This is a genomic window from Streptomyces sp. NBC_01410 (assembly GCF_045040195.1).
In the GTDB taxonomy this organism is placed as follows: Bacteria; Actinomycetota; Actinomycetes; order Streptomycetales; family Streptomycetaceae; genus Streptomyces.
Genome location: NZ_CP109530.1, coordinates 8131535 through 8151149 on the forward strand (window position 1 = coordinate 8131535; position 19615 = coordinate 8151149).

The window sequence follows — 19615 nt, forward strand, 5'->3', positions numbered from 1 at the left end:
AACCTCACTCCGCCACTGCCGTGTAACGGCCCTCGGCGCCCTGGCCGTCCCACGGCTCCTCGCGCTCCGACACGTCAACACGCACCCCGTGCGGCTCCAGCGCGTCGGCGACCCGGCGTTCCATCTCCTCGGAGAGGAAGTGGTGGTGCAGGTCGAGACATTCGAGATGGGTGAGCGGCTGCCCTTCGAGCAGCGCGGCCGCACCCTCGTCGCCGAGGGTTCCGTTCGACAGGTCGAGGGTGTGCAGCCGGGCGACGACGGGGGCCGAGGCGACCGCGGCCGCGATCTCGTTCTGTATCTCGCTGTTGCGCAGGCCGAGATGGCGCAGCGCGGGGAAGCGGGAACCGGACAGCAGCGGTGCGAGGTCGGTGATCTCGGTGTCGCCGCCGTACTCCGAGACGCCGAGCCACAGGTCGAGGTGGTCCAGGGCCGGGAGTTCGCTCTCGATGACGCCGCGCACCACCTCCGCCGGGAGGCCGCCGGACTCGAAGACGAGCGAGCGCAGGCTCGTGCGGTGCACCGGCGGGAAGCGGAGCTTGCTGCCGCCGCGCACGCCGAGCGCCAGCAGGTGGGGGAACGCGCTGAGCAGGCCCGTGACGTTGGACTGCTCGATCCAGGAGATCTCGTTCTCTTCGGAGGTCATGTCGCCGACGAAGACGGCCTCCAGGGAGGTCAGCCGGCTGGCGGCGGCGATGACCAGGTTGATGGGGAAGCTCGAATCGTCGTCGTACGCCTCGCCCCACTGGCCGATGATCAGCGCGCGCACCTTCCCGGGGTCGACGGTCTTCAGGAACTCGTCGAACACCTCGTCCCAGGGCGGGTCGTCGTCGTAGGGGTTCACGGCGATGCGCCACGCGGCGGCGTCAGCGGCGGGCAATGGCGAGGGGGCGGGGTGGAAATCGACGGCCGGGAGGCCGAGCAATTCCTGCAGATGGTCCACATGGGACATGGCCCTGATCTCCTGACGCTGAGCGGTCGACTGACGTGCGAAAGGTTTACCAAGCCGCACTGACAATGATGCGAGCGGGCCCCGCCGACCCGGGCCGGGGCCGATTGTCAGACCCGGGCCGTAGCGTTTTCCACGTGGTCGGCACAGCGTGTGCGCCAACGAGGGGAGACAGCCATGTACCGGCAAGGGGACGTCCTGATCATGCCGTTGGGGGAGTCGGCGGTGCCCGCGCACCTGGTGGACGCACCCGGTGAACTGCGCGACGGGCGGGGACGGTTGGTCCTCGCACTCGGCGAAGTCACCGGGCATGCGCACGCGGTGCAGGGGCCCGGCAGGCTGGTGCGTGAGGCGGGCCCTCTCGATCCGATGCTGCTTCATCTGCCGGACGGCGGGCGGGTGGTGCACGAGGAGCACGCGGCGATACCGCTGCCGAAGGGCTGGTACCGAGTGGTGCGCCAGCGGGAGTACGTGCCGGGCTCGGTCCGCATCGTCGCCGATTGAGGGTCGCTCGGGGCGGGGCGTGGCAGAGCACGTCCGGACAAGGCAGTACGGGGAAGTGCAGGGCGGGACAGGGAACAGGGGACAGGACTTCTGATGCAGAACGTAATGACATGGCGGGCCGTCGCGGCGGCGACGGGAGCGGCGGACCGGGCGGCCGCGGAAGAAGGAGTGCGGCTCGCCTACCGCACCGCCGGTCTCGAAGAGCCGGAGACGATCGTGTGGGCCGCGTCGCCCAAGGCGGCGGTCGCAGCCGTCGAAAAGCTCACCGGTGCGGGACCCTCGGTGCGCGACGAGGTCCGCACCCGGCCGTGGGCCGATGAACGACGCCGTCTGCACGACGAGTTGGGTCCCCAGGGCTGGTCCGCGCTGTGGTCCGCGACCGGCGCGCAACTGTGGGACACCACCAGGGAACTGGCCGAGCGGATACGTACCGGAGTCGTCGCGGAGCTCATGGAGCAACCGGAAGACGAGTCCGACGTGCGGTTGCTCCTCCTCGACGCGGTGCTCGGCCAGCACGACGCGGCCTGGCTCGCGGCGTTCGACGGCCGGGGCGAGCGGCTCGCGGGTCTGGCACAGGTGGCCAGGAACGCCGGATGGTGGTGGCCGTACAAGAACGCGGTGGTCATCAGCGAGCGGCCGGTGGAGTTGCACCGCGACGAGGCCGGACGCCTCGACCGTGGCGACGGCCCGGCCCTGGCCTTCCCGGACGGCTTCGCGCTGTACGCCTGGCGGGGCATGCCGGTACCCGCGGCATTCCTGGACGAGCTGGCATCACTGACCCCCGCGCGCATACGGGCCGAGGAGAACGCGGAGCTGCGCCGCGTGATGCTGGAGTTCTACGGCTACGACCGTTATCTCAGCGAGTCTGACGCCCAGCCGGTGCACCGCGACGAGACCGGCATCCTCTGGCGGATCGCGCTTCAGGGCGACGAGGACGTGGTGATGGTCGAGGTGGTCAACTCCACGCCCGAGCCGGACGGCACACACCGCACGTACTGGCTGCGCGTGCCGCCCACGACAAGGACCGCGAGGGAAGGCGTGGCCTGGACGTTCGGGCTCGGCCAGGAGGCGTACGAACCGATACGCCAGACCTGAGCGGCAGCGGAGAGGGCCCGGACGGCGATGGCGCGCAACCCGGGACGCGCCGGAACGGCTGCCTCGAAAGCCCGGCCGCACCCCCCACGTACAGTGAGCGCTGTGAAACTGACGGACGGAAACTACCGTCTCGGACCGTCGACCGGCCGACTGCTGATCAAGACCAGCAGGACCGGGCTCGGCCGCAAGGCGGGACACGACCTCACTATCGAGGCCACCCGATGGTCCGGGGACGCGATGGTTGTCCTCGGCGATCCAGAGAAGTCGTCGGTGACCGTGTCGGTCGAGACGGGCTCGTTGGACGTCCGGGAGGGGACGGGCGGGCTGAAGCCACTCACCGATGCCGACCGGGCCGAGATCAAACGGACGCTGGGGGGCGAGGCGCTGCTGCACACCGCCCAGCATCCCGTGATCACCTTCCGTTCCACCAGCATCGCGGGAACGCCTCAGTCGTTCGAGATCACCGGGGACCTCACCATCAAGGGCCGGACGCACCCGGTGACGGTTCACGGGGTGACGGACGGTGGTGCGCTGCTGAACGGCTGGGCGACCGTCACGCAATCCGCTTGGGGAATCAAGCCCTACAGCGCGTTCTTGGGTGCGTTGCGGCTGGCCGACGAGGTCCGGATCGAGTTCGCAGTGACCGAACTGAAACCGGTACCCGGACCCGGGCAAGCGCCGGCGTAGGCGAGTCCTTCTGCCCGTCAGACGCACGGGCCCCGCAAACTGGCCGGGCCCACGCGCGGGTCATCGTGACGGTCACGTCGGCCAGCACATGCGGCAGGGTGCGCCGGCCGGGTCCGCTGCTGGGGGACCATGAGGAGGGGCCCGGTGTTCAGGGCCGCTTTCGGCTTCGGCCGGATCGCCGTGCCGGGCACGGCACGGAGCTGCCAGCGCGCGCTGACGGCGGCCAGCGCAAGCGTCGCTTCGGCCATCCCGAAGCTGTCACCTATGCATTTGCGGCTGCCTGCGCTGAACGGCACCATCGCGCCGCGCTGCGCCGACGACACGCGCCCAGGAAGCCAGCGGTCGGGGTCGAAGCGCTCGGGGTCGGGAAAGACACGGGGATCGCGGCCCAGGACGTACGGGCTGAACAGCACGATCGTGCCGGGAGCCAGCGGCCTGCCCGCCAGTTCGGTCTCGACGGTGACCGTCCGGGTGAGGATCCAGGCGGGCGGGTACAGGCGCAGTGCTTCGGTGACGACTCGCCGGGTGAGGCCGAGTGCAGGCAGGTCGTGGAAGGCAGGCAGCAGCCGTCCGCCGAGGATGTGGTCGACTTCCGCCTGCACCTCCTCCTCGGCCTCCGGGTGCCGGCCCAGGAGGTGGCAGGCCCATGCCAGGGTGCTCGCCGTCGTCTCGGTTCCGCCGATCAGCAGCGTCATGACCTGGTCGCGGATCTCGTCGTCCGTGAAGCGCCTGCCGCTCTCCTCGTCCTGGGCACCCATCAGGATCGACAACAGGTCCTCGGTGTCCGCCCCGGCACTACGGCGGGCCTGGACGGTCTCGTCGATGACGGTGCGCAGCCTCGCGCGCGCCTGGTCGAACTGCCTGTTCCCCGGGGTGGGGAGTGAATGCAGCAGACCGATCGGCGCGATCATGCGCTTGTAGATGCCGCTGAGGATGACAGGCAGCCAGTGCTGCACCTCGGCAACGGCTCGGCTGCCGATCGTGGTGGAGAAGAGGGTGCGCATGGTGACCCGGATCGTGAGTGCGTGCAGCGCGGCGTTGAGGTCGAAGGCCCGGTCCGCCTCCCAGGCACCGAGCGCGGCGTCGATCTCTTCGCGCATCACGCCGACGTACGAGGCCATCCGGCTGGGATGGAAGGCGGGCTGTACGAGTCGGCGCTGGATCCGGTGCTCCGCCCAGCCGGAAGTGACCAGGCCGTTGCCCACGAGCAGCCGGGCCGCCTCGAACAACGGGCCGCCCTTGTCGAAGGTACGGGGGTCCAGCAGGACCTGCTGTACGAGCTCGGGCCGACACACCATGAAGGCCCGGCGGGGGCCGAGGCGCACCTCGACCAGGTCGCCGTGGGCGGGCAGGGAGGTGAGGAATTCCAGAGGTTGGCGTAACAGGGGGATCGCGTGGCCGAGGACGGGGAGCCGGCCGGGGGCGGTGCCTGTCGCACTCGGCGGGTCAGTGACAGGTACGGGCAGACGAGGCCTCAGCCATGTGGGTCGGATGGGTATCAAGGTTCAGTTCCTTGTCATGCAAGGCTCGGGCTGGTCTGGGCTGCCTGCGGGTGAGGCGTCGGGATCATTGCCGGGCCGTGGCCGGAGTCGGGTGACGGGAGCGGTGAGGCTGATCCATCCCGACGTGGAGCCGTCCCAGACATAGCCGTCGCCGAAGTAGCGAGGCGTGAGGTATTCGAATTCCTGGCTGCCACCGATGACGTGGTCCAGCCCGCGCAGGTAGGCGCGGATGTCCGCGCGCGAGCCGTGAGGCCCGTGCCGCAGCCGGTCCCGTGCCGCGAGATAGGCCCTCTCTTGGTACTCGACCAGCCGGCAGAGCCGGTCGACCGACTGCTGCAGACCGAGGCCCTCGCGCTCGACGAGCACACGGACCAGCGTCATCTTGTCCTCCTGGGCATGCTCCTTGCGCCATGACAGGAGATCGTTGACGATGATCATCTGTTGCATTCCGTACGTGTGCACGTCCCTGAGCAGCGACTCGTCCGCGGTCATGTCGACCTCAACCGCGTACTCGGTCATCAGCCGTATGAAGTCGCAGCCGAAACTGTCCATGCGCACGGCCATACAGGTCTCGTAGTCCGGCACGCGGGCTTTCAGCTTGAAACCGATCTCGGTTGCGCACCCGCGCAGAAAGGCCTCGAGCGAGTCGGTGAACCGCCGGATCTGCGCGGGGGAGAGCCCGGGGCTGATACGTCGCCACAGGTCCTTGCCGGCACGGGCGTACGGGAAGGCCTCGCTCCCGCCCTGGCCTCCGTGGAAGTCGGCCATGATGCCGGCGAACATCGCGCGGGCGTCCGCCTCGTCGGCGCCCAGCGCCGAGCGGTCCGAAGCGGAGCTGTCGATGAGGGTGACGTACTGGTACCAGTCAGTGACGTCGAGCGCCCGCTGCTCGTCGGCTTCCGGAACGGTGAGCGGCCCGTACAGCCCGTTCCGCTGGCGAAGGAAGAACAGCAGGTCCTCCTCGCGTGCGAAGCAGCCGCCGAGTTGGCGGCGCACCCAGCCGTTGGACCGGAACTCGATCTGTGCGGCCTTGGGGTGGTAGGCCACCGGAAGCAGCCGGGGAAGCTCGGGCAGAAAGAACTCCGTCATGACCTCCTCGCCGATGTGGCGTAAGCGAGTTGGCCCAAGGCCGCGGTGGCTGAGACGCGGAGTTGGGCGGAAGTGGCCCGTGCGGGGGCGATGGCCATCAGGGCGGTGCACAGCTCGAGCGACGCCGCGGCCCGCACCACCGGCTCCGGGTCTCCCCGGCCATCCGCGGCGTACCAACCGCATATGCACATCATTGGCCGGATCCGTTTGCCGCCTGCGAAGAGGAAGTCGCGCGAGGTGTCGATGAGCTCTCGCGTGGCCGGCCTCGCGGAGCGGCGCTTGGCCGCGAGAAACTCGGCCAGTGCGGTATCAACCGCCTGCCGGACGTCCATCAGGTCCGGCACGGCATGGGTGGGGAGGGTCAAGGAATGGTCCTCGGCACCCGTCGCAGCAGTGAGCATTTCCCCCTCCAGGGGAGCGAGACGAGGAACAGGGTGGGGAGCGTGCGCTCCCGTGCTGTCGCGCCGTGATGGATCCTGCGCTGCTCGCCGCCGGAGGAAACCGAAGATGCGGCTCCATGGCGCACTCACGCCCTTCGAGGTGGCGCACGCACCGCGTACGCGACCTCACGTGCGCCGTTCACTCCCCGTACGGCTCTCCCCTAAGGCGACTCGGGAGGCGCCACGTCCAAGCGGCGCGGCCTCAGACCTGCGGCGACCAGTTCGTCGCGAGCCTGCGCCGCCACGCCCCCGGCCCCGCACCGGCCGGCCAGGTCCACTCCCCGGTGCAGGGGCCCTGCGGCCTCCGCGAGGCGTCCGGCACGGCGCAGCGCCGTTCCGAGCTCGACCAGGGCACTCGCGAGTTCGTACGACGAGGGCGCTGTTTCCAGCACGGGGACGGCCCGCCGCAGCAGGGCGATGCCTTCCGGTCCCTCGGTCACCCGGGCGAGCATACGCAGGGCTCGCCCCACCGCAGTTGCCGTACCGAACCGCTGGGCTCGCAGCAGCGCATCCTGGGCGAGCTCCAGCGCCCGGGCGGCGTCCATCGTCCGGGAGGCGAGCGCCAGGTGGGGCAGCCACGGACACCAGGCGGGATTGCGCATACCACGCAGGTCGAGGCGGTGCCCCACCTCGGTCAGCTCCTCGGCGGCTTCCTTTTCCATGCCACGCGCCAGCAGCAGTTCGCCGTGGACGGTCTGGGCGTCGGGAAGCGTCACGACCGACGGGAACGGCTTGCCGAACCGGCGGCTTGCGGCCAGTTCCTGGGCGGCGGCCGTCTCCCCACGCGCCATCAGGATTTCGATGAGGCCGCCGAGCGCGTACCACTGCGCATGGGTGCCCCCCGGTCCCAGTCGGTCGGCCAGCCGCAGTCCCGCTCGCACGAAGTCCTCGGCGTCGGTGAGTTGACCCTTCCAGAAGCGGATGTAGCCCAGCAGGCTGTAGCCGAGCGCGAGGTGTACTCCGCGCCAGCCCTGGCACTCGTACTCCGCGATGGCGGCCGCATACAGCTCTTCGGCCCGGTCCGGCCGGTCGCAGTACAGGAAGGTGAGGGCCACCAGCGACGGGACCTCGAACCCCCACTCGTCGTCCGTCCAGTTCATGCCCTCAGGCCCCAGCGCCCGCTCCGCGTACGACAAGGCGGTGGCCACCGGTTCGCCGCGGACCATCGCATTCCACGCGCGCAGTCCGAACAGGTAGCGCTCGGTCTGGCTCCGGCCGGTCAGCCGCCCGGTGAGCTGGGTGAGCCGACGCGACAGGACCGGGGCATCCTGGCTGGTGGAGGTGACCCCCGCCACCATGAAGTGTTCCATGAACATGCGCAGGCGCACGCGTGAGTCCGTGGCCGTGGCGCCCTCCCCGATCGCCACGTGCGAGGCCTCGGACAGCCGGTCGCAGTACGCGAGCGCTCGCATGAGACGGATAACGATGCTCTGCCGCAGCGCCGGCGGCAGATCCGGCTCATCGAGCGCGGCCTGCAGATGGTTCACCGTCGCCGCCGGGTCCTGCATCAGTGCGGGAGAACCGAGTTCGTACAGGACCGTGGCCCGCAGCGGGGCGGGTGGAGGCTCGCACAGAGCGCGGCTCAGGCAGCGCCGGGCCGCCTCCGGAGCGCCCCGGCGCACGTACTCCTGCGCGGCGTCGCGCAGTTGCTCCGCCGCCCAGGTGTCACCCTCAGGCTGCGTCTCCAGCAGATGCCGCGCCGCCACGGCCGGGCCGTGACCCTGCTCGACAAGCTCCCAGGCGGCCTTGCCGTGCAAGGCCACGCGGGTCGCGGGCGGAATGGCACGGTAGATCGCCGTCGCGATGAGCGGATGCACGAATTCCAGCGTCGGCCCGTACGTCAGAATCCGCTCGGCCCGCAGCACGTCCGCCGCGTCGGTGAACTCGGCCTGGCCGAGCGCCGCCAGGGACGCGGCCAAGCAAGGGGTCGTCTCGGAACCGAGGACTGCCACCGCCCAGGACAGCCGCATGGCGACCGTGCCCAGCTCCTTCAACCGGTCCACCAGACCGCCGCGCCAGGTCTCGGCGGCAATGTTCCGCAAGGCGCCGGCGTTCTCCCGGACGGGATCCAGACGGCGGTCGCGCACCTTCGCCACCAGCTCGACCGTCTCGAACGGGTTGCCGCCGGTCACCAGCCAGGCCTCCTGGCAGAAGCCGTCGTCGGCCTCGGCAGCCAGCCCCTCGCGCAGCAGATCCCCGACGGCGCTCGGGCTGAGCGGCGCCAAGTCCAGTGGACGTACCCGGATCCGCTCGACCATGTCGGTGAACACACCCGCCACTTCGCCGAGTTCGTCCGGGCGGTAGGCGACGACCATCAGCACCGGCAGCTCCTCCACCCGCCTCGCGAAGGACGCGAGCCACGCCACCGACTCCGCGTCCGCCCAGTGGAGGTCGTCAACGACTAGGATCAACGGGCCGCGCTGGACGGCGACATGGGTGACCACCCAGTCCAGGCCGTCGCGCACACCCTGCGGATCCGGCGGCGCGCCCTCCGTCGCGGGAGGGCACAGCCCGACACACGGACCGACGATGCCGTACCAGTCGCCCAGCACATCCCGGCGCTCGCTCTCGGAGTACGAGGCCAGCAGCGGCTGGAACAACTGGCGCACCACATGGAAGGCAAGGCTCTGTTCCTGCTCGACACCCTTCGCGAAGAGCCCCGTGCACTCCCGCTCGGCCGCGCGGCGGCGCACCTCGTTGAGAAGGGTCGTCTTGCCCCCTCCTGCCGGTCCCGTGAAGGCGAGCAGTCCGCCGCGGTGCTCGGCGGGACTCGTCGGGTCCGCCGCCGAACGCCCGATCACGGCATCCAACGCGAGCTGAGCGACGCACAGTTCAGCCTCTCGCTCCAGCGTTTTCGGCACGGGCCGCACACCCTGCCTGTGCTGCGCCCCGGCTGCCGGCCGGGTCACCACCCGCTGAGTGTCGGTCTGATGGGTGACCACCCGTTTCCCTCCCGGCACGGTGCAGCCAAGCATGTCGGCGATCACGTCATTGATCGTTGACTCACCGTATCTCCCGCGCAACCGTCAGCAACAGAACAGCGGCGTATTTCGTATTTTCATGGGCATTCGCGCGCTACGCTCTCGCCGCCTTCTGTGCTGCGGGCACGGGGCTTTGCTGCCGGGGTTCAGGAAGCCGGGCCTGCGGGCGGCGCACCGGTGATCGCGGCGCGGTAGAGGGCACGGGTGGCGGCGCCGAAGTAGGCGCTGTAGGAGACCTGGGGGGTGTTGCCGCCGGTGTGGTAGCCGCCGATAACCCCGATCACGGCCCAGCCGCCCGGCCACGGCACCAGCATCGGCCCGCCGCTGGTCCCGCCCGTGAAGGCGTCGCAGGCGATGCGGGCGAAGGTGCCGGGGTCGGCCGGGTCGTCGCTGGCCCACCTGGTGGTCCAACTCCAGCACTCCAGCGGCTTCTCCGCCCTCGCCGGGTAGCCGATCATCCGCACCGGGGCGTGGTAGTACCCCGTGCCGGTGAGCAGGTGCACTCCGCCGACCGCGTCCTGGAGTCGTGTCCCGTCCTGATTGGGCTCGGTGACCGCGAAGCCGAAGTCGTACGCGGCCCCCGCGTGCACGCCGAGGTCGTAGTACTGCTGTGGGACGTAGACGCCGTTGGTCTTGATCGGGAAGATGCCGAAGGGCTTGAGGCCGTCGTGGTACTGCGGCACGAAGCCGAGGTTGCGCTTGGGAGAGGTGCCGGAGTAGCCCTTCAGGCAGTGCCCGGCGCCGAGCACCAGGTCGTGGCCGGGGCTGCGCACCACGGAGCCGCTGCAGGTGCGCCCGGTGCCCGTGGCGTCGGTCCAGAAGAAGGTGCCGGCCTGAGGCATGCCGTCGAAGCTCCGGCTGGGCGGGATGTACTCGCCCGGCCGAGGCCCGTCCGCCGTGGGTGAGACGGCTCGGGGCGTCAGCCCCGTCTCGGCGCCCTTGCCGGTGTCGCCGGGCAGCGCGGCCGTCATCCGGGCCTGTGTCCAGTAGGCGTTGAGCTGGACGGCGGCCGGGTTCGGTCCAGCCGGGGGCTCGTCGGCGGAGGCTACCGGGGCGAGCCCGGCGGAGAGCAGCAGGGCTGCCGCGAATGCTGCCGCGTGTTGGACGATCCTGGTCCTACGCACCATCAGTTCCCCTCTGGCCGGACACAAGTGACGGCTCACCATATGAGTGGTGGGCTACGAGCAGAAGTGTGCCCGGGCGGCGAGGGTACAGCGCTGCGACTCGACCCTACGCAGTCCGACGGCCCGGGAGACGAGCCATGCCCGCGCCGGAGTGAATGTGCAGTGATCATGCGATATCTGCGCTTCGGTCAGATTCGAGCAAGAGCGTAATGGTTCGCAATCATTCGTTACTTCCCTTGACGCCCCTTCGGGGCCACGGGACATTGTTTGCCCCTGGCCGGATCTCGCAGCTTTCGCGTGCACTCCGGAGCCGGGCAAACAGGGGCACGCGCCGGTGCTGAAGTGCGCCTGGCTCGTTCCCGGATGGGGGAGCCAGCATGGGACTGTTCAGGAAAAAGACACCACCGCAGGCCGTTCCGAGGCCGCTGACGGTCGACGACGAGGATCTTGCCAACGCGGCACATCTGCTGCCGCGTTTCCTCGTGGCCATGGACGACCGGGGTGTGCGGATGGGGGCGCTCGCCATCGCCGAGGCCGCCGGGGCCCTGAGCCTGCAGGAAGCAACTCTGGCGCAGATGCGGACGGGCGACAGCGGCGTCGACCGGCCCTGGAAGTGGCTGACGGCGGTCGGACGCGAAGCGCACCGTCAGGGCAACGGTGAACTGGTCGCGCAGGTCGCGCTGTTCACTTTCCTGTGGGTCATGAACATCCAGCCCAAGGCGGGGTTTGCGGACCACATGGACATGAAGATGGACGACCCGTCCTCAGAGGTACTCGCGGACATCTACTCGTTGGCGCTCGAGATATTGCCCCGGCTCGACCCCGACACCGTCATTGTCAATCACCCCGAAGGTGTGATGACCGTAGAGACGACCCTCGTGGCCTGCGCCCAGCAGGCCCTGAGCCTCGGGCAGTTGCTGGAGCCAGGTGTCCTGGAAAGCGCAAGGAGCTACGCCGGGTAAGGCGCGACGTAACCGCCACGAGTGGCTGGAGCCGGCGGGTCGGCGCCCGCGGGGTGCCGACCCGCCGGCCCTTGGCGACCTATCTCAGGGAGAGCCCGAAGGGGGCGGCGGCGGTACCCCGGGCGATCTTCGCCGACTGGGGCACCAGGGCGGCAGCGCCGCCGAGGAAACCATCCTGTGGTCATCCGCCGATTTCCCCGGGCTTCACCACGACCCACTCGCGCTCGGCGTCGACTGGTACGCTGGCTTCTTTCTGCTCGGTCGCGCGCTTGGCCTTCTCCGCCTCCAGCGCGTCGGTGTACTTCTGCTTGCGGTTGACCCATACACGCGCGCCACCGGCACGGATGTCGGTATCGAAGAGCATGAACCAGTCGCTGGGCGCGTCTCCCGCTACGAGCACCGGGCGCTCATAGTGGTCGATGTACTCCTTGATGCCTGCCAACTTGCCGACGTACCAGGTACCCGGAGTCCACAGGTAGGGCGTGACCTCCATACTCATGTGCTTGCCCTTGGTGTACTCGCCGTCGAGGAAGTGCCCCTGCTCGATCTGCTTGCGGGCGGTGGTCAGTTGGCCGGTCTTCGGATCCTTGAGCAGGGTGGTGACACCAATGACGTTCTTGGGGTCGATACCCAGGCCGTACTGTGGATCCGAGACCACCATGCGGACGAGCTCCTCGTGCGCGGCCGTCATGACGTAGACGGTGATGTTCCGCTTCGTGAGCTCGTTGATCAGCTCTCGCTGGGCGGGGTAGATGCGAGGTGGATTGACGGTGCCGTCGACGACCTTGTCGCCATCGTAGTAGCGCACCGGGATCGGCTTGTCGTAGGCATAGAGGTCGTCGACGTGCTTCTTGAGCTCGCTCAGTGTCAGCCCGGAGAACACCTGAGCGACTGGGATCGAGCCAGGCAGGCGCCCCAACGCACGGGCAGAGCCTGCGGCGACGGGCAGCCCTACATGCCCGCCGCCCCGCACGACGAGAAGAGCACCATGCCGCACAACCCACAACCCGCAACCGACGAGAACCCGCCGGTGACGCACAGGGCCTCGTCGGTGCCCGCCGAGGCGCCGGCCACCACGACCGGTTCGGCGCCACCGCAGGCACTTTGGCCGCACGCGGTGCCCGATCGTGCCGACCGACACGGCAACAACGCCGTCATCGTCGTTCTCTCTTGCGCCTTGTTGCTCAGCCTGTGCAGCCTCTATGTCTCCGTCCACCGCAACATGCACGCCGAGACGGCGCCGGCTGCCGAGCACTCAGGCGAGTGCCAATCTCCTCTCGACGACGGGGAATTCGACTCCTGGGACTCGGCCGTCCTCCACCGCACCGCACCCGGCACCCGCGAGTGAACACCGGCAGCACGCCCCATCGCTCGGCAGGCAAGCTGGCCCACCAGGTCCGCCCCGGCGTCACCGCCGGGGCTGGGCCACCTCGCGCGGCAGGGTGCTCAGGGCGGTGCCGAGTCGGGCGAACTCGGCCGCGCCGTGAGGTGCCGTCACGCGAATACCGGAGACTGTCCCGAGGCTTGCGCCATCGAACAGTCGCACCGCGATTCCGTGCGCCTTCAGGTGCTCGTGGACCAGGTGCGGGGTATCGAGACGAACGAACCGGAAATGGATGTGCGCGCCTGCGACCGCTGCCGCGCCAAAGCGGGCGGTGAGAATCCGGGTCAGCGCGCGGGCATCGCTCTTGATGGCCGGCCTCGCGCCGTCGAGCCACGCAGGGTCCCTGAGTGCCGCGGTGTGCAGGACGATGTCGAGCAGGGACAGGGGCCAGTTCAGGAGCTGGGAGGCCACGGCCTTGCGCAGTTCGCGATTGCGGGTCCACATCATTCCGGTGCGAGCCGCCGTCAGTCCGTACGTCTTGCCGGGCGACTGCAGGACCACGAGATTGTCGGCGTCGAGGGCCGCCCCCGCGAGGCTCATTCCCTTGCCCTGAAACTCGACATAGTCCATGTCGACGATCAGCGTGCAATGGGGATTCTGCCGGCAGGCCCCCAGTAACAGTTCGCCGGGGATGAAGTGCCCATACGGATTGTTCGGGTTGCTGATCACGACGTGCCGGTGGTGCTCCATTGCCTGCCGGACGCGTTCCAGACGTAGCTCGGCGGTGTCGAGGGAGCCGCGTTCCGGTCTGAGGAAGGTCGCGTAGTGAAACTGCTGCATGGTGTCGTTGCAGTCCGGGGTGACCAGCGCAACGCTCTGGTCGCGCAGAAGGCGGGAGAGAACAGCGATGCCTTCCGTGACGCCGCGCAACGGGAGCAACTCACGTCTGTCCACACCGAGATGGTCCGCATAAGCAGCGAGGTAGCCTTCCTCCGCTCGGTAGGGCGGGGGGACGAGTTCCGACGGGTGGTCGGCGAGGAACGTCCTCAATGCCTCTACAGCCCGGGGTGGAGGACCCATCCGGTTGGAGCAGACGCTCAGGTCGAGGGCGATCTGTCCAGGCAGGAAGGCACTCAGGTCGCCTCCCTGAACGTGGGCTGGATCGCGGTGCAGCGCCTGCGACGGGCTGAGCAGCATGGTCGGTGATTCCCTTCCTCGATGAGCCCTGGCGCCGGGGCTGTGCGTGTGTGGGGGCCTCGGGGACGGGCGCCGTTGGTGGAGGGCGGCGCCCCGCAGGAGGCCGAGGATTACCAGTGGAGGACGACGGGCTCAGCCGCATGCGCCCAAAGGGGGAGGACGGTGCCCGGGGTCTCGGCCGGGCTTCCGGCCGAGCCGACCAGCAGGGGAAGTTGTCCGATCGGCCGGATACTGACTCCGCGTTCACCGCGCTCGGCGCGGTCTCTCACCAGGCGATTGCGTCGGTACGAATCCAGCCCTTGGTGCCCTTGTGGACGCCCGTCTTGGGGGTGACGTAGTACCAAACGCCGTCACTCTTCAGGACGCCGTATTCGAGGTTGACGGTGGTGCCCCGGCGGAGGAGCCCCGTCGCGTCGCACGAGGTGCGTGGACCGCTGCGCAGGTCCACCAGGTCCTGCTTGGTCTTGTAGGCCCAGTCGTGTGTCTGGCCGGTGCAGCCCAGCGCGCTGGCCGTGCCAACTGCCCCGACGAGCATGCTCACCACGGCTCCCACTGTGACATGACGACTCCAGATCAGGTGTGTAGTAGGGGGAGGCGGTCGGGGCATACCGGCCCGCAGATCCCGAACCGCCCAGGCAGCAGCATGAGGCGACGGCGATGACACCGTTTTCTCGTGCAGAACCATCATCACCATTTCCCAGCGGCGTGGGGAAAAGGGGAAACGATCCTTCCCCTCCTGCTTCGCTCGCGTTCGGATTTGGGGGTTTTGGGGCTCTTCACAATCCAGGGTGTAGTCGTGGCCTGAAGCCGCCGGTTTCCAGCAGGGATCTGGCGATGTAGTTGGTGAGGTTGCGGAATCCGAGGGCGGAGCCGCGGAGGTGTTCGAGCCGTCCGTTGATGGCCTCGGTCGGTCCGTTGGACGTGCCGGGCGTTCAAAGTAAGCCAGCACGTCGGTGGCTCGCTTCTTCAGTGTCCGGCCGAGTGTGATGATCTCGCTCAACGCGCTCGGGACGCCCTGGCTGACCGACTCGATCAACTTCACCATCAGCTCTCGGCCCTTCCTCCGATCGGGTTCGCGGTAGGCGGCGATCATCCGCTGGTAGACCCCCCAAGTGGCTTCGACCTCAATGTGAGCGTCGCTCGCAAACAGCGCGGCCAGTCGGTCCTTCTGCCTGTCGGTGAGCAGGTCAGCGCCGGTGTGGAGGGTTCGCCGTGCGGTATAGAGCGGGTCGCTCCTGCGTCCGCGGTGCCCGTGGATGGCCAGTTGGACACGTCGGCGGCATCGGTCGAGTGCGTCGCCGGCCAGACGCACGACGTGGAATGGGTCCATGACCGCGACCGCGTCGGGCAGTTCCTCGCCGGCGGCGGTCTTGAACCCGGTGAAACCGTCCATCGCGACGACCTCGACGCGGTTGCGCCAGGACTCTTCGCGTTCGGCGAGCCAGGCCCTGAAAGCCTGCTTGGAGCGGCCTTCGACCATGCCGAGCAGCCGGGCAGGGCCGGTGCCGTCGCGGTTGCCGGTCAGGTCAATGATCACGGTGACGTACTTGTCGCCACGGCTGGTGTGGCGCCACACATGCTCGTCGACGCCGATCGCGGTGACGTCGTCGAACCGGACGGTGTCGTCGATGAGGACGCGCTTCCCCTCGGCCAGGACGGCGTCGTTGGCGGTGTTCCAGGCGACCCCGAGCCCTTCGGCGACACGGGCGACGGTGAGGTGCTGGCAGACGATGGCTTCAAGCGCCCACCGCCGCCCGCGGCGCGAGAGCTTCGCCCGCGGCTCAGCCGCCTTGGTGGTGTCTTGCCGCCACACGTGCCCACAGCCGATGCAGCGGTAGCGGCGGATCGTGACGTGAAGGATCGTGGGCCGCCAGCCGAGTGGCTCGTGCGCCAGCCGCCGGGGCACGGTGTCACGCGGTGTGCCTTCGCAACCGCAGCGGCGGCACCACTGATCGGACTCGACGACCCGGCACGCGAGAACCGCACGATCCGGGGCGAGTCGCTGACCGGTGACTTCGAGCCCGAGCTCGTCAAGGCGGCAGAACGTAGTCATGTCAGCGCGGGCGAAGCCCGCCTCAGGGGTAGCGTCGTGCAACGTCGAGGTCTTCCGGATGGGCTTGGTGCAGGAATCCCCTTCCTCGGGAGACCTCGACGCCTACCCGGCCACCGACGCGGGGTGAGCTCCACCGCCGGTGTGACACAGGTTCCTGACGGTTTATGATCTGAAGTCATCCAGGTGAGGGCGAATCGTTCCCCTTTGGCCCCGATCGCGCGAGGGTGACCGGGGCCGGAACTGAACGGTGGCTTCGGCCGTGGCTTGTGAGCCGTTCAGCTCTGGGGCATTCAGCGGCCGATGTCGTCCAGCTCGGTCAAGTCCTCATGAGAGAGGGAGAGTCCCGCGCCGGCGATGTTCTCGCGCAGGTGTGCCGTCGATGACGTGCCGGGGATGAGCAGGATGTTCGGTGATCGCTGCAGCAGCCAGGCCAGTGCGACGGACATCGGTGTCGCCTCCAATCGAGCGGCGACCGCCGAGAGCGCCGAGGACTGAAGCGGGGTAAAGCCCCCGAGGGGGAAGAAGGGCACGTACGCGACGCCGTCGGTGGCGAGCCGGTCGATGAGCTTGTCGTCGTGGCGGTGGGCGAGGTTGTACATGTTCTGCACGCACACGATCGGCGCGATGCTCTGTGCCTCGGTGACCTGCTCCTCGGTGGCGTTGCTGACCCCGAGGTGGCGGATCAGGCCCTGCTGCTGGAGTTCGACGAGCGTCTCGAACGCCTCGGCGAGCGAGCCGGGCTGGGGACCTTCGGCGTTGCCGAGTCGGAGGTTGACCAGGTCGAGTACGTCGAGCTGGAGGGACTTGAGGTTGTCGTGGACCTGGCGTCGCAGATCTTCGGGTCGCCGGGCCGTAGGCCAGCCACCCTGTTCGTCGCGGGTCGCGCCCACCTTGGTCACGATGTGCAGCGACTCGGGATAGGGGTGCAGTGCCTCGCGGATCAACTCGTTGGTGACGCGCGGCCCGTAGGCGTCGCTGGTGTCGATGTGGGTGATACCGAGGTCGACCGCTTCACGCAGAACGGCCAGGGCACCCTCGCGATCGGCGGGCGGCCCCATGACCCATGGGCCGGCCAGTTGCATGGCGCCGTAGCCGAACCGGGTGACGGTCAGGTCGCCCAGAGTCCAGGTGCCGCCGGGAAGGGAGAGGGAGGGTGTGCTCATTTTGTTGCCTTTCGTCGTGCACTTGGGGGGTGGCGCCTGCTGCCTCCCTGCATCAGCATTGGAGAGAAACTTCCTGTCGGGAAGTAGGCACTTTGGAGTGCGTAACCCACCCATTGGTGAGAGGTGCGATCAGTGACGACGATGAAGGCGGCCCAGAAGAGGGCTCAGGCCAAGGTGGAGTACAACGCGTTCCTGGCAGGGTGCCCCAGCCGGCAGTTGCTCGACCGAATCTCGGACAAGTGGGTCGTCCTGATCCTGTGTGCGCTGGGCGGCGACAACAGCGCTGGCCAGCCAGGTGCAGCACACGCAGACGCTCCGAAGGCGATGCGGTACTCCGAGATCTCTCGTCTTCTGGCCGGGGTCAGCCAGAAGATGCTGACCCAGACGCTACGGTCGCTGGAGCACGATGGTCTGCTCACCCGTACCGCGACGCCAACCGTCCCTGTCACCGTCGCCTACGAGCTGACCGACCTCGGCCTCTCGCTCCACCACATGACGCGCGGGCTCAGAAACTGGGCGCAGACGCACATGGCCGAGGTCCTCGCAAACCGCGAGAACTACGACTCTCGCACCTCCTGACGACTCACATCCAACCGTCCAACAGCTCTACATTCTCGGCGCTACACCCTCAACTGCGAAGAGCCGGTTTTGGGTCAGAAGATTCCTGGGGGCCCGCTGTTGTTCAGCGTTCAATAATTGCCCCCTCAGCTGCGGGAACGCCGACTCGCACCGCGACAGCCCGCGTGCAACCCGAGTTGAGTTGTGTTCCAACGGGACTTGGCCCCGGGATGCATGGCTGCGCCTGTTCAGCGTTGACGATCCCGGCTGCGGTTTCGTGGCCGCGGCCGCGCATCCGCCTCGCCTACGAGGAGACACCCGAATGGATCCTGCAAAAGGGAGACATGCACGTCGACTCCAGTCCCCGGTCTCGGGCGCTACAGAGCCGGGAACTCCGCCGGTACCCGCAAGGTGCCGGCCACCGCACCCCAGATGGCAGTCTGAGCCGTCCGCACGCTGACCCGGGAGTCGGCCAGCATCAGGCGGATGCCGAATCCGTCGCACAGGGCGAGCAGGAGCGTGGTCGTCGCGTCGATGTCGCAGGGGGCGAACTCTCCCGAGTCGATGCCCCGCTGAATTGCCTCGCCGACCCAGGTGTGGAGCTGTCCGTACAGGTCGATGGCCAGATGCTGTGCGGCCTCGTCGCGCAGGGCCCGAACCCACAGCTCCTGCCAGAGCCGCCAGTCCTGCCTGAGTTCCGGGTCGGTGGGGAGCAGGCTGTTGAGGATCCGCGCCAGAATGACCGAGGCGGGCACCGAGCCCGCGTCTCTTTCGAGCTCGGTCCCGGTCTGTGCGAATGAGTACGTCATCGCCTCGGTGAACAGTTTCTCGCGAGTCTCGAAGTGGTAGTGCAGCAGAGCCGTTGACACCCCCGCGCGCTTCGCCACCATCCACATCCGGATCTTCTCGAAGCCGACCTCGGCGATCACCTCGCACGCAGCGGCGAGAATCCGCTCACGAGTCTCACGCGTGCGTTCGGCCTTCGTCACGTTGGTGCTCCCTGGGTCGGATCGGCGTCGGCGTGGTCGGTGGGATGCCGGGTCTCCCGTCTTCCATCTTCCCGTATCTCCTTCCTGCCTCTCCGGCAGCTCCGGGCGACGGTGCGGCGCTCATCGGTAGGTATGAAAGCCGCGGTCCGACTTACGCCCGAGCATGCCCGCGTCGACCATGCGGGCCAGCAGCGGCGGAGGCGCGTACAGCGGCTCGCGAAACTCCTCGTACATCGACTCCGCGATCGCTTGGGTGGTGTCCAGCCCGATCAGGTCGATGAGTGCGAGCGGACCGAGCGGGTGGGCGCAGCCGAGGATCATGCCGCGGTCGATGTCCTCCACGGAGGCCGTGCCCGATTCGACCATCCGGACGGCGGCCAGCAGGTAGGGGACGAGCAGGGCGTTCACGATGAAGCCGGCCCGGTCGCGGGCGCGCACGACCTGCTTGCCCAGAACTCCGGAGGCGAAGTCTTCTGCCCGCCGTGCCGTGTTCTCGCCGGTCAGCAGCGACGGCACCAGTTCGACCAGGGGCAGTACCGGGACGGGGTTGAAGAAGTGCAGACCGATCACCTGCTCGGGTCGGCCGGTGGCCGCGGCGAGGCGGATGACGGGGATCGAGGACGTGTTGGTCGCCAGGATCGCGTCCCGCCGCTTCACCGTCGCGTCAAGGCGTGCGAAGACGTCCACCTTGGCGGCTTCGTTCTCGGCGACGGCCTCCACGACCAGGTCCCGGTCCGCCATCCGGTTCATGTCCGTGGTTGTCTCGATGCGGGCCAGCGCGGCGTCCCGGTCCTTGGGGGACAGCTTCCCGGCGGCGGTCGCGCGGGCGAGGGATCGGCTGATGCGCCGGAGCCCGGCTTCCGCCGCGGCCTGGCTCGACTCGAGCACCACGACGTGTCGTCCCGCCCGCGCGCACACTTCGGCGATGCCCGATCCCATCAGGCCGCAGCCCACGACCCCGATTCGCTCGATGTCGTCCATTGATCCTCCTGTGACGGCTG

General features: G+C 68.7%; 18 protein-coding genes and 1 pseudogene. 6 read left to right on the forward strand and 13 right to left on the reverse strand.

Annotated features, from left to right (window positions below; all coding sequences use genetic code 11):
• Positions 1–4: 4 nt before the first annotated feature.
• A complete protein-coding gene (locus OG741_RS36980) occupies positions 5–949 on the reverse strand; it encodes an STM4015 family protein (protein ID WP_405605099.1) in 945 nt (314 codons plus the stop codon).
• Positions 950–1123: 174 nt separating this feature from the next.
• Between OG741_RS36980 and OG741_RS36985 the strand changes: the two genes are divergently transcribed.
• The 3 genes from OG741_RS36985 (at position 1124) to OG741_RS36995 (ending at position 3232) form a co-directional block, all read left to right on the forward strand.
• Positions 1124–1450 (forward strand): hypothetical protein, encoded by a 327-nt coding sequence (locus OG741_RS36985; protein WP_324972966.1) that lies wholly within the window; start codon positions 1124–1126, stop codon positions 1448–1450.
• A 93-nt stretch (positions 1451–1543) separates the two neighbouring features.
• Complete coding sequence (locus tag OG741_RS36990) at positions 1544–2545, forward strand: DUF6745 domain-containing protein (RefSeq protein ID WP_405605101.1); 1002 nt, start codon at positions 1544–1546, stop codon at positions 2543–2545.
• A gap of 102 nt (positions 2546–2647) precedes the next feature.
• On the forward strand, positions 2648–3232 hold the full coding sequence (locus OG741_RS36995; protein WP_405605103.1) for a YceI family protein: 585 nt from the start codon (positions 2648–2650) through the stop codon (positions 3230–3232).
• Between the two features lie 17 nt (positions 3233–3249).
• On the opposite strand, the gene OG741_RS37000 is transcribed toward OG741_RS36995, so the two are convergent.
• The 5 genes from OG741_RS37000 to OG741_RS37020 form a co-directional block, all read right to left on the reverse strand.
• Positions 3250–4734, reverse strand: coding sequence for a cytochrome P450 (locus tag OG741_RS37000; protein ID WP_405605105.1), 1485 nt, complete (start codon positions 4732–4734; stop codon positions 3250–3252).
• Positions 4735–4737: 3 nt separating this feature from the next.
• Positions 4738–5823, reverse strand: coding sequence for a terpene synthase family protein (locus tag OG741_RS37005; protein ID WP_405605107.1), 1086 nt, complete (start codon positions 5821–5823; stop codon positions 4738–4740).
• Entirely contained in the window at positions 5820–6188 is a 369-nt protein-coding gene (locus OG741_RS37010; RefSeq protein ID WP_405605109.1) for a hypothetical protein, read from the reverse strand. The genes OG741_RS37005 and OG741_RS37010 overlap by 4 nt, the downstream gene beginning before the upstream one ends.
• Positions 6189–6424: 236 nt before the next feature.
• Positions 6425–9124, reverse strand: a complete 2700-nt coding sequence (locus OG741_RS37015) for an ATP-binding protein (RefSeq protein ID WP_405605111.1) — start codon at positions 9122–9124, stop codon at positions 6425–6427.
• 266 nt (positions 9125–9390) lie between these two features.
• The gene (locus tag OG741_RS37020) at positions 9391–10371 is read right to left on the reverse strand and encodes a trypsin-like serine peptidase (protein ID WP_405605113.1); all 981 of its coding nucleotides are present in this window, start codon (positions 10369–10371) and stop codon (positions 9391–9393) included.
• A 374-nt stretch (positions 10372–10745) separates the two neighbouring features.
• Here OG741_RS37020 and OG741_RS37025 point away from each other — a divergent pair, with 374 nt between their 5' ends.
• The gene (locus OG741_RS37025) at positions 10746–11330 is read left to right on the forward strand and encodes a hypothetical protein (RefSeq protein ID WP_405605115.1); all 585 of its coding nucleotides are present in this window, start codon (positions 10746–10748) and stop codon (positions 11328–11330) included.
• Positions 11331–11511: 181 nt separating this feature from the next.
• Here OG741_RS37025 and OG741_RS37030 read toward each other — a convergent pair whose 3' ends face one another.
• Positions 11512–12213 (reverse strand): hypothetical protein, encoded by a 702-nt coding sequence (locus OG741_RS37030; protein ID WP_405605117.1) that lies wholly within the window; start codon positions 12211–12213, stop codon positions 11512–11514.
• Between the two features lie 72 nt (positions 12214–12285).
• Between OG741_RS37030 and OG741_RS37035 the strand changes: the two genes are divergently transcribed.
• On the forward strand, positions 12286–12678 hold the full coding sequence (locus OG741_RS37035; protein WP_405605119.1) for a hypothetical protein: 393 nt from the start codon (positions 12286–12288) through the stop codon (positions 12676–12678).
• 60 nt (positions 12679–12738) lie between these two features.
• On the opposite strand, the gene OG741_RS37040 is transcribed toward OG741_RS37035, so the two are convergent.
• The 4 genes and pseudogenes from OG741_RS37040 to OG741_RS37055 form a co-directional block, all read right to left on the reverse strand.
• Positions 12739–13851 carry an aminotransferase class I/II-fold pyridoxal phosphate-dependent enzyme gene (locus OG741_RS37040; protein WP_405605121.1) on the reverse strand — a complete coding sequence of 371 codons (1113 nt, stop codon included), beginning with the start codon at positions 13849–13851 and terminating at the stop codon, positions 12739–12741.
• A gap of 265 nt (positions 13852–14116) precedes the next feature.
• Positions 14117–14545: an SH3 domain-containing protein gene (locus OG741_RS37045; RefSeq protein ID WP_405605124.1), complete on the reverse strand. Its 429-nt coding sequence runs from the start codon at positions 14543–14545 to the stop codon at positions 14117–14119.
• Between the two features lie 82 nt (positions 14546–14627).
• Positions 14628–15904 (reverse strand): annotated as a pseudogene (locus OG741_RS37050) (ISL3 family transposase).
• A gap of 290 nt (positions 15905–16194) precedes the next feature.
• Positions 16195–17067, reverse strand: coding sequence for an aldo/keto reductase family oxidoreductase (locus OG741_RS37055; RefSeq protein ID WP_405605127.1), 873 nt, complete (start codon positions 17065–17067; stop codon positions 16195–16197).
• Between the two features lie 141 nt (positions 17068–17208).
• On the opposite strand from OG741_RS37055, the gene OG741_RS37060 reads away from it, so the two are divergent.
• The gene (locus OG741_RS37060; protein WP_405605984.1) at positions 17209–17646 is read left to right on the forward strand and encodes a winged helix-turn-helix transcriptional regulator; all 438 of its coding nucleotides are present in this window, start codon (positions 17209–17211) and stop codon (positions 17644–17646) included.
• A gap of 356 nt (positions 17647–18002) precedes the next feature.
• Here OG741_RS37060 and OG741_RS37065 read toward each other — a convergent pair whose 3' ends face one another.
• Both OG741_RS37065 and OG741_RS37070 read right to left on the reverse strand, forming a co-directional pair.
• Entirely contained in the window at positions 18003–18614 is a 612-nt protein-coding gene (locus OG741_RS37065) for a TetR/AcrR family transcriptional regulator (RefSeq protein WP_405605130.1), read from the reverse strand.
• Positions 18615–18734: 120 nt separating this feature from the next.
• Entirely contained in the window at positions 18735–19595 is an 861-nt protein-coding gene (locus OG741_RS37070) for a 3-hydroxybutyryl-CoA dehydrogenase (protein WP_405605132.1), read from the reverse strand.
• Positions 19596–19615: the final 20 nt, after the last annotated feature.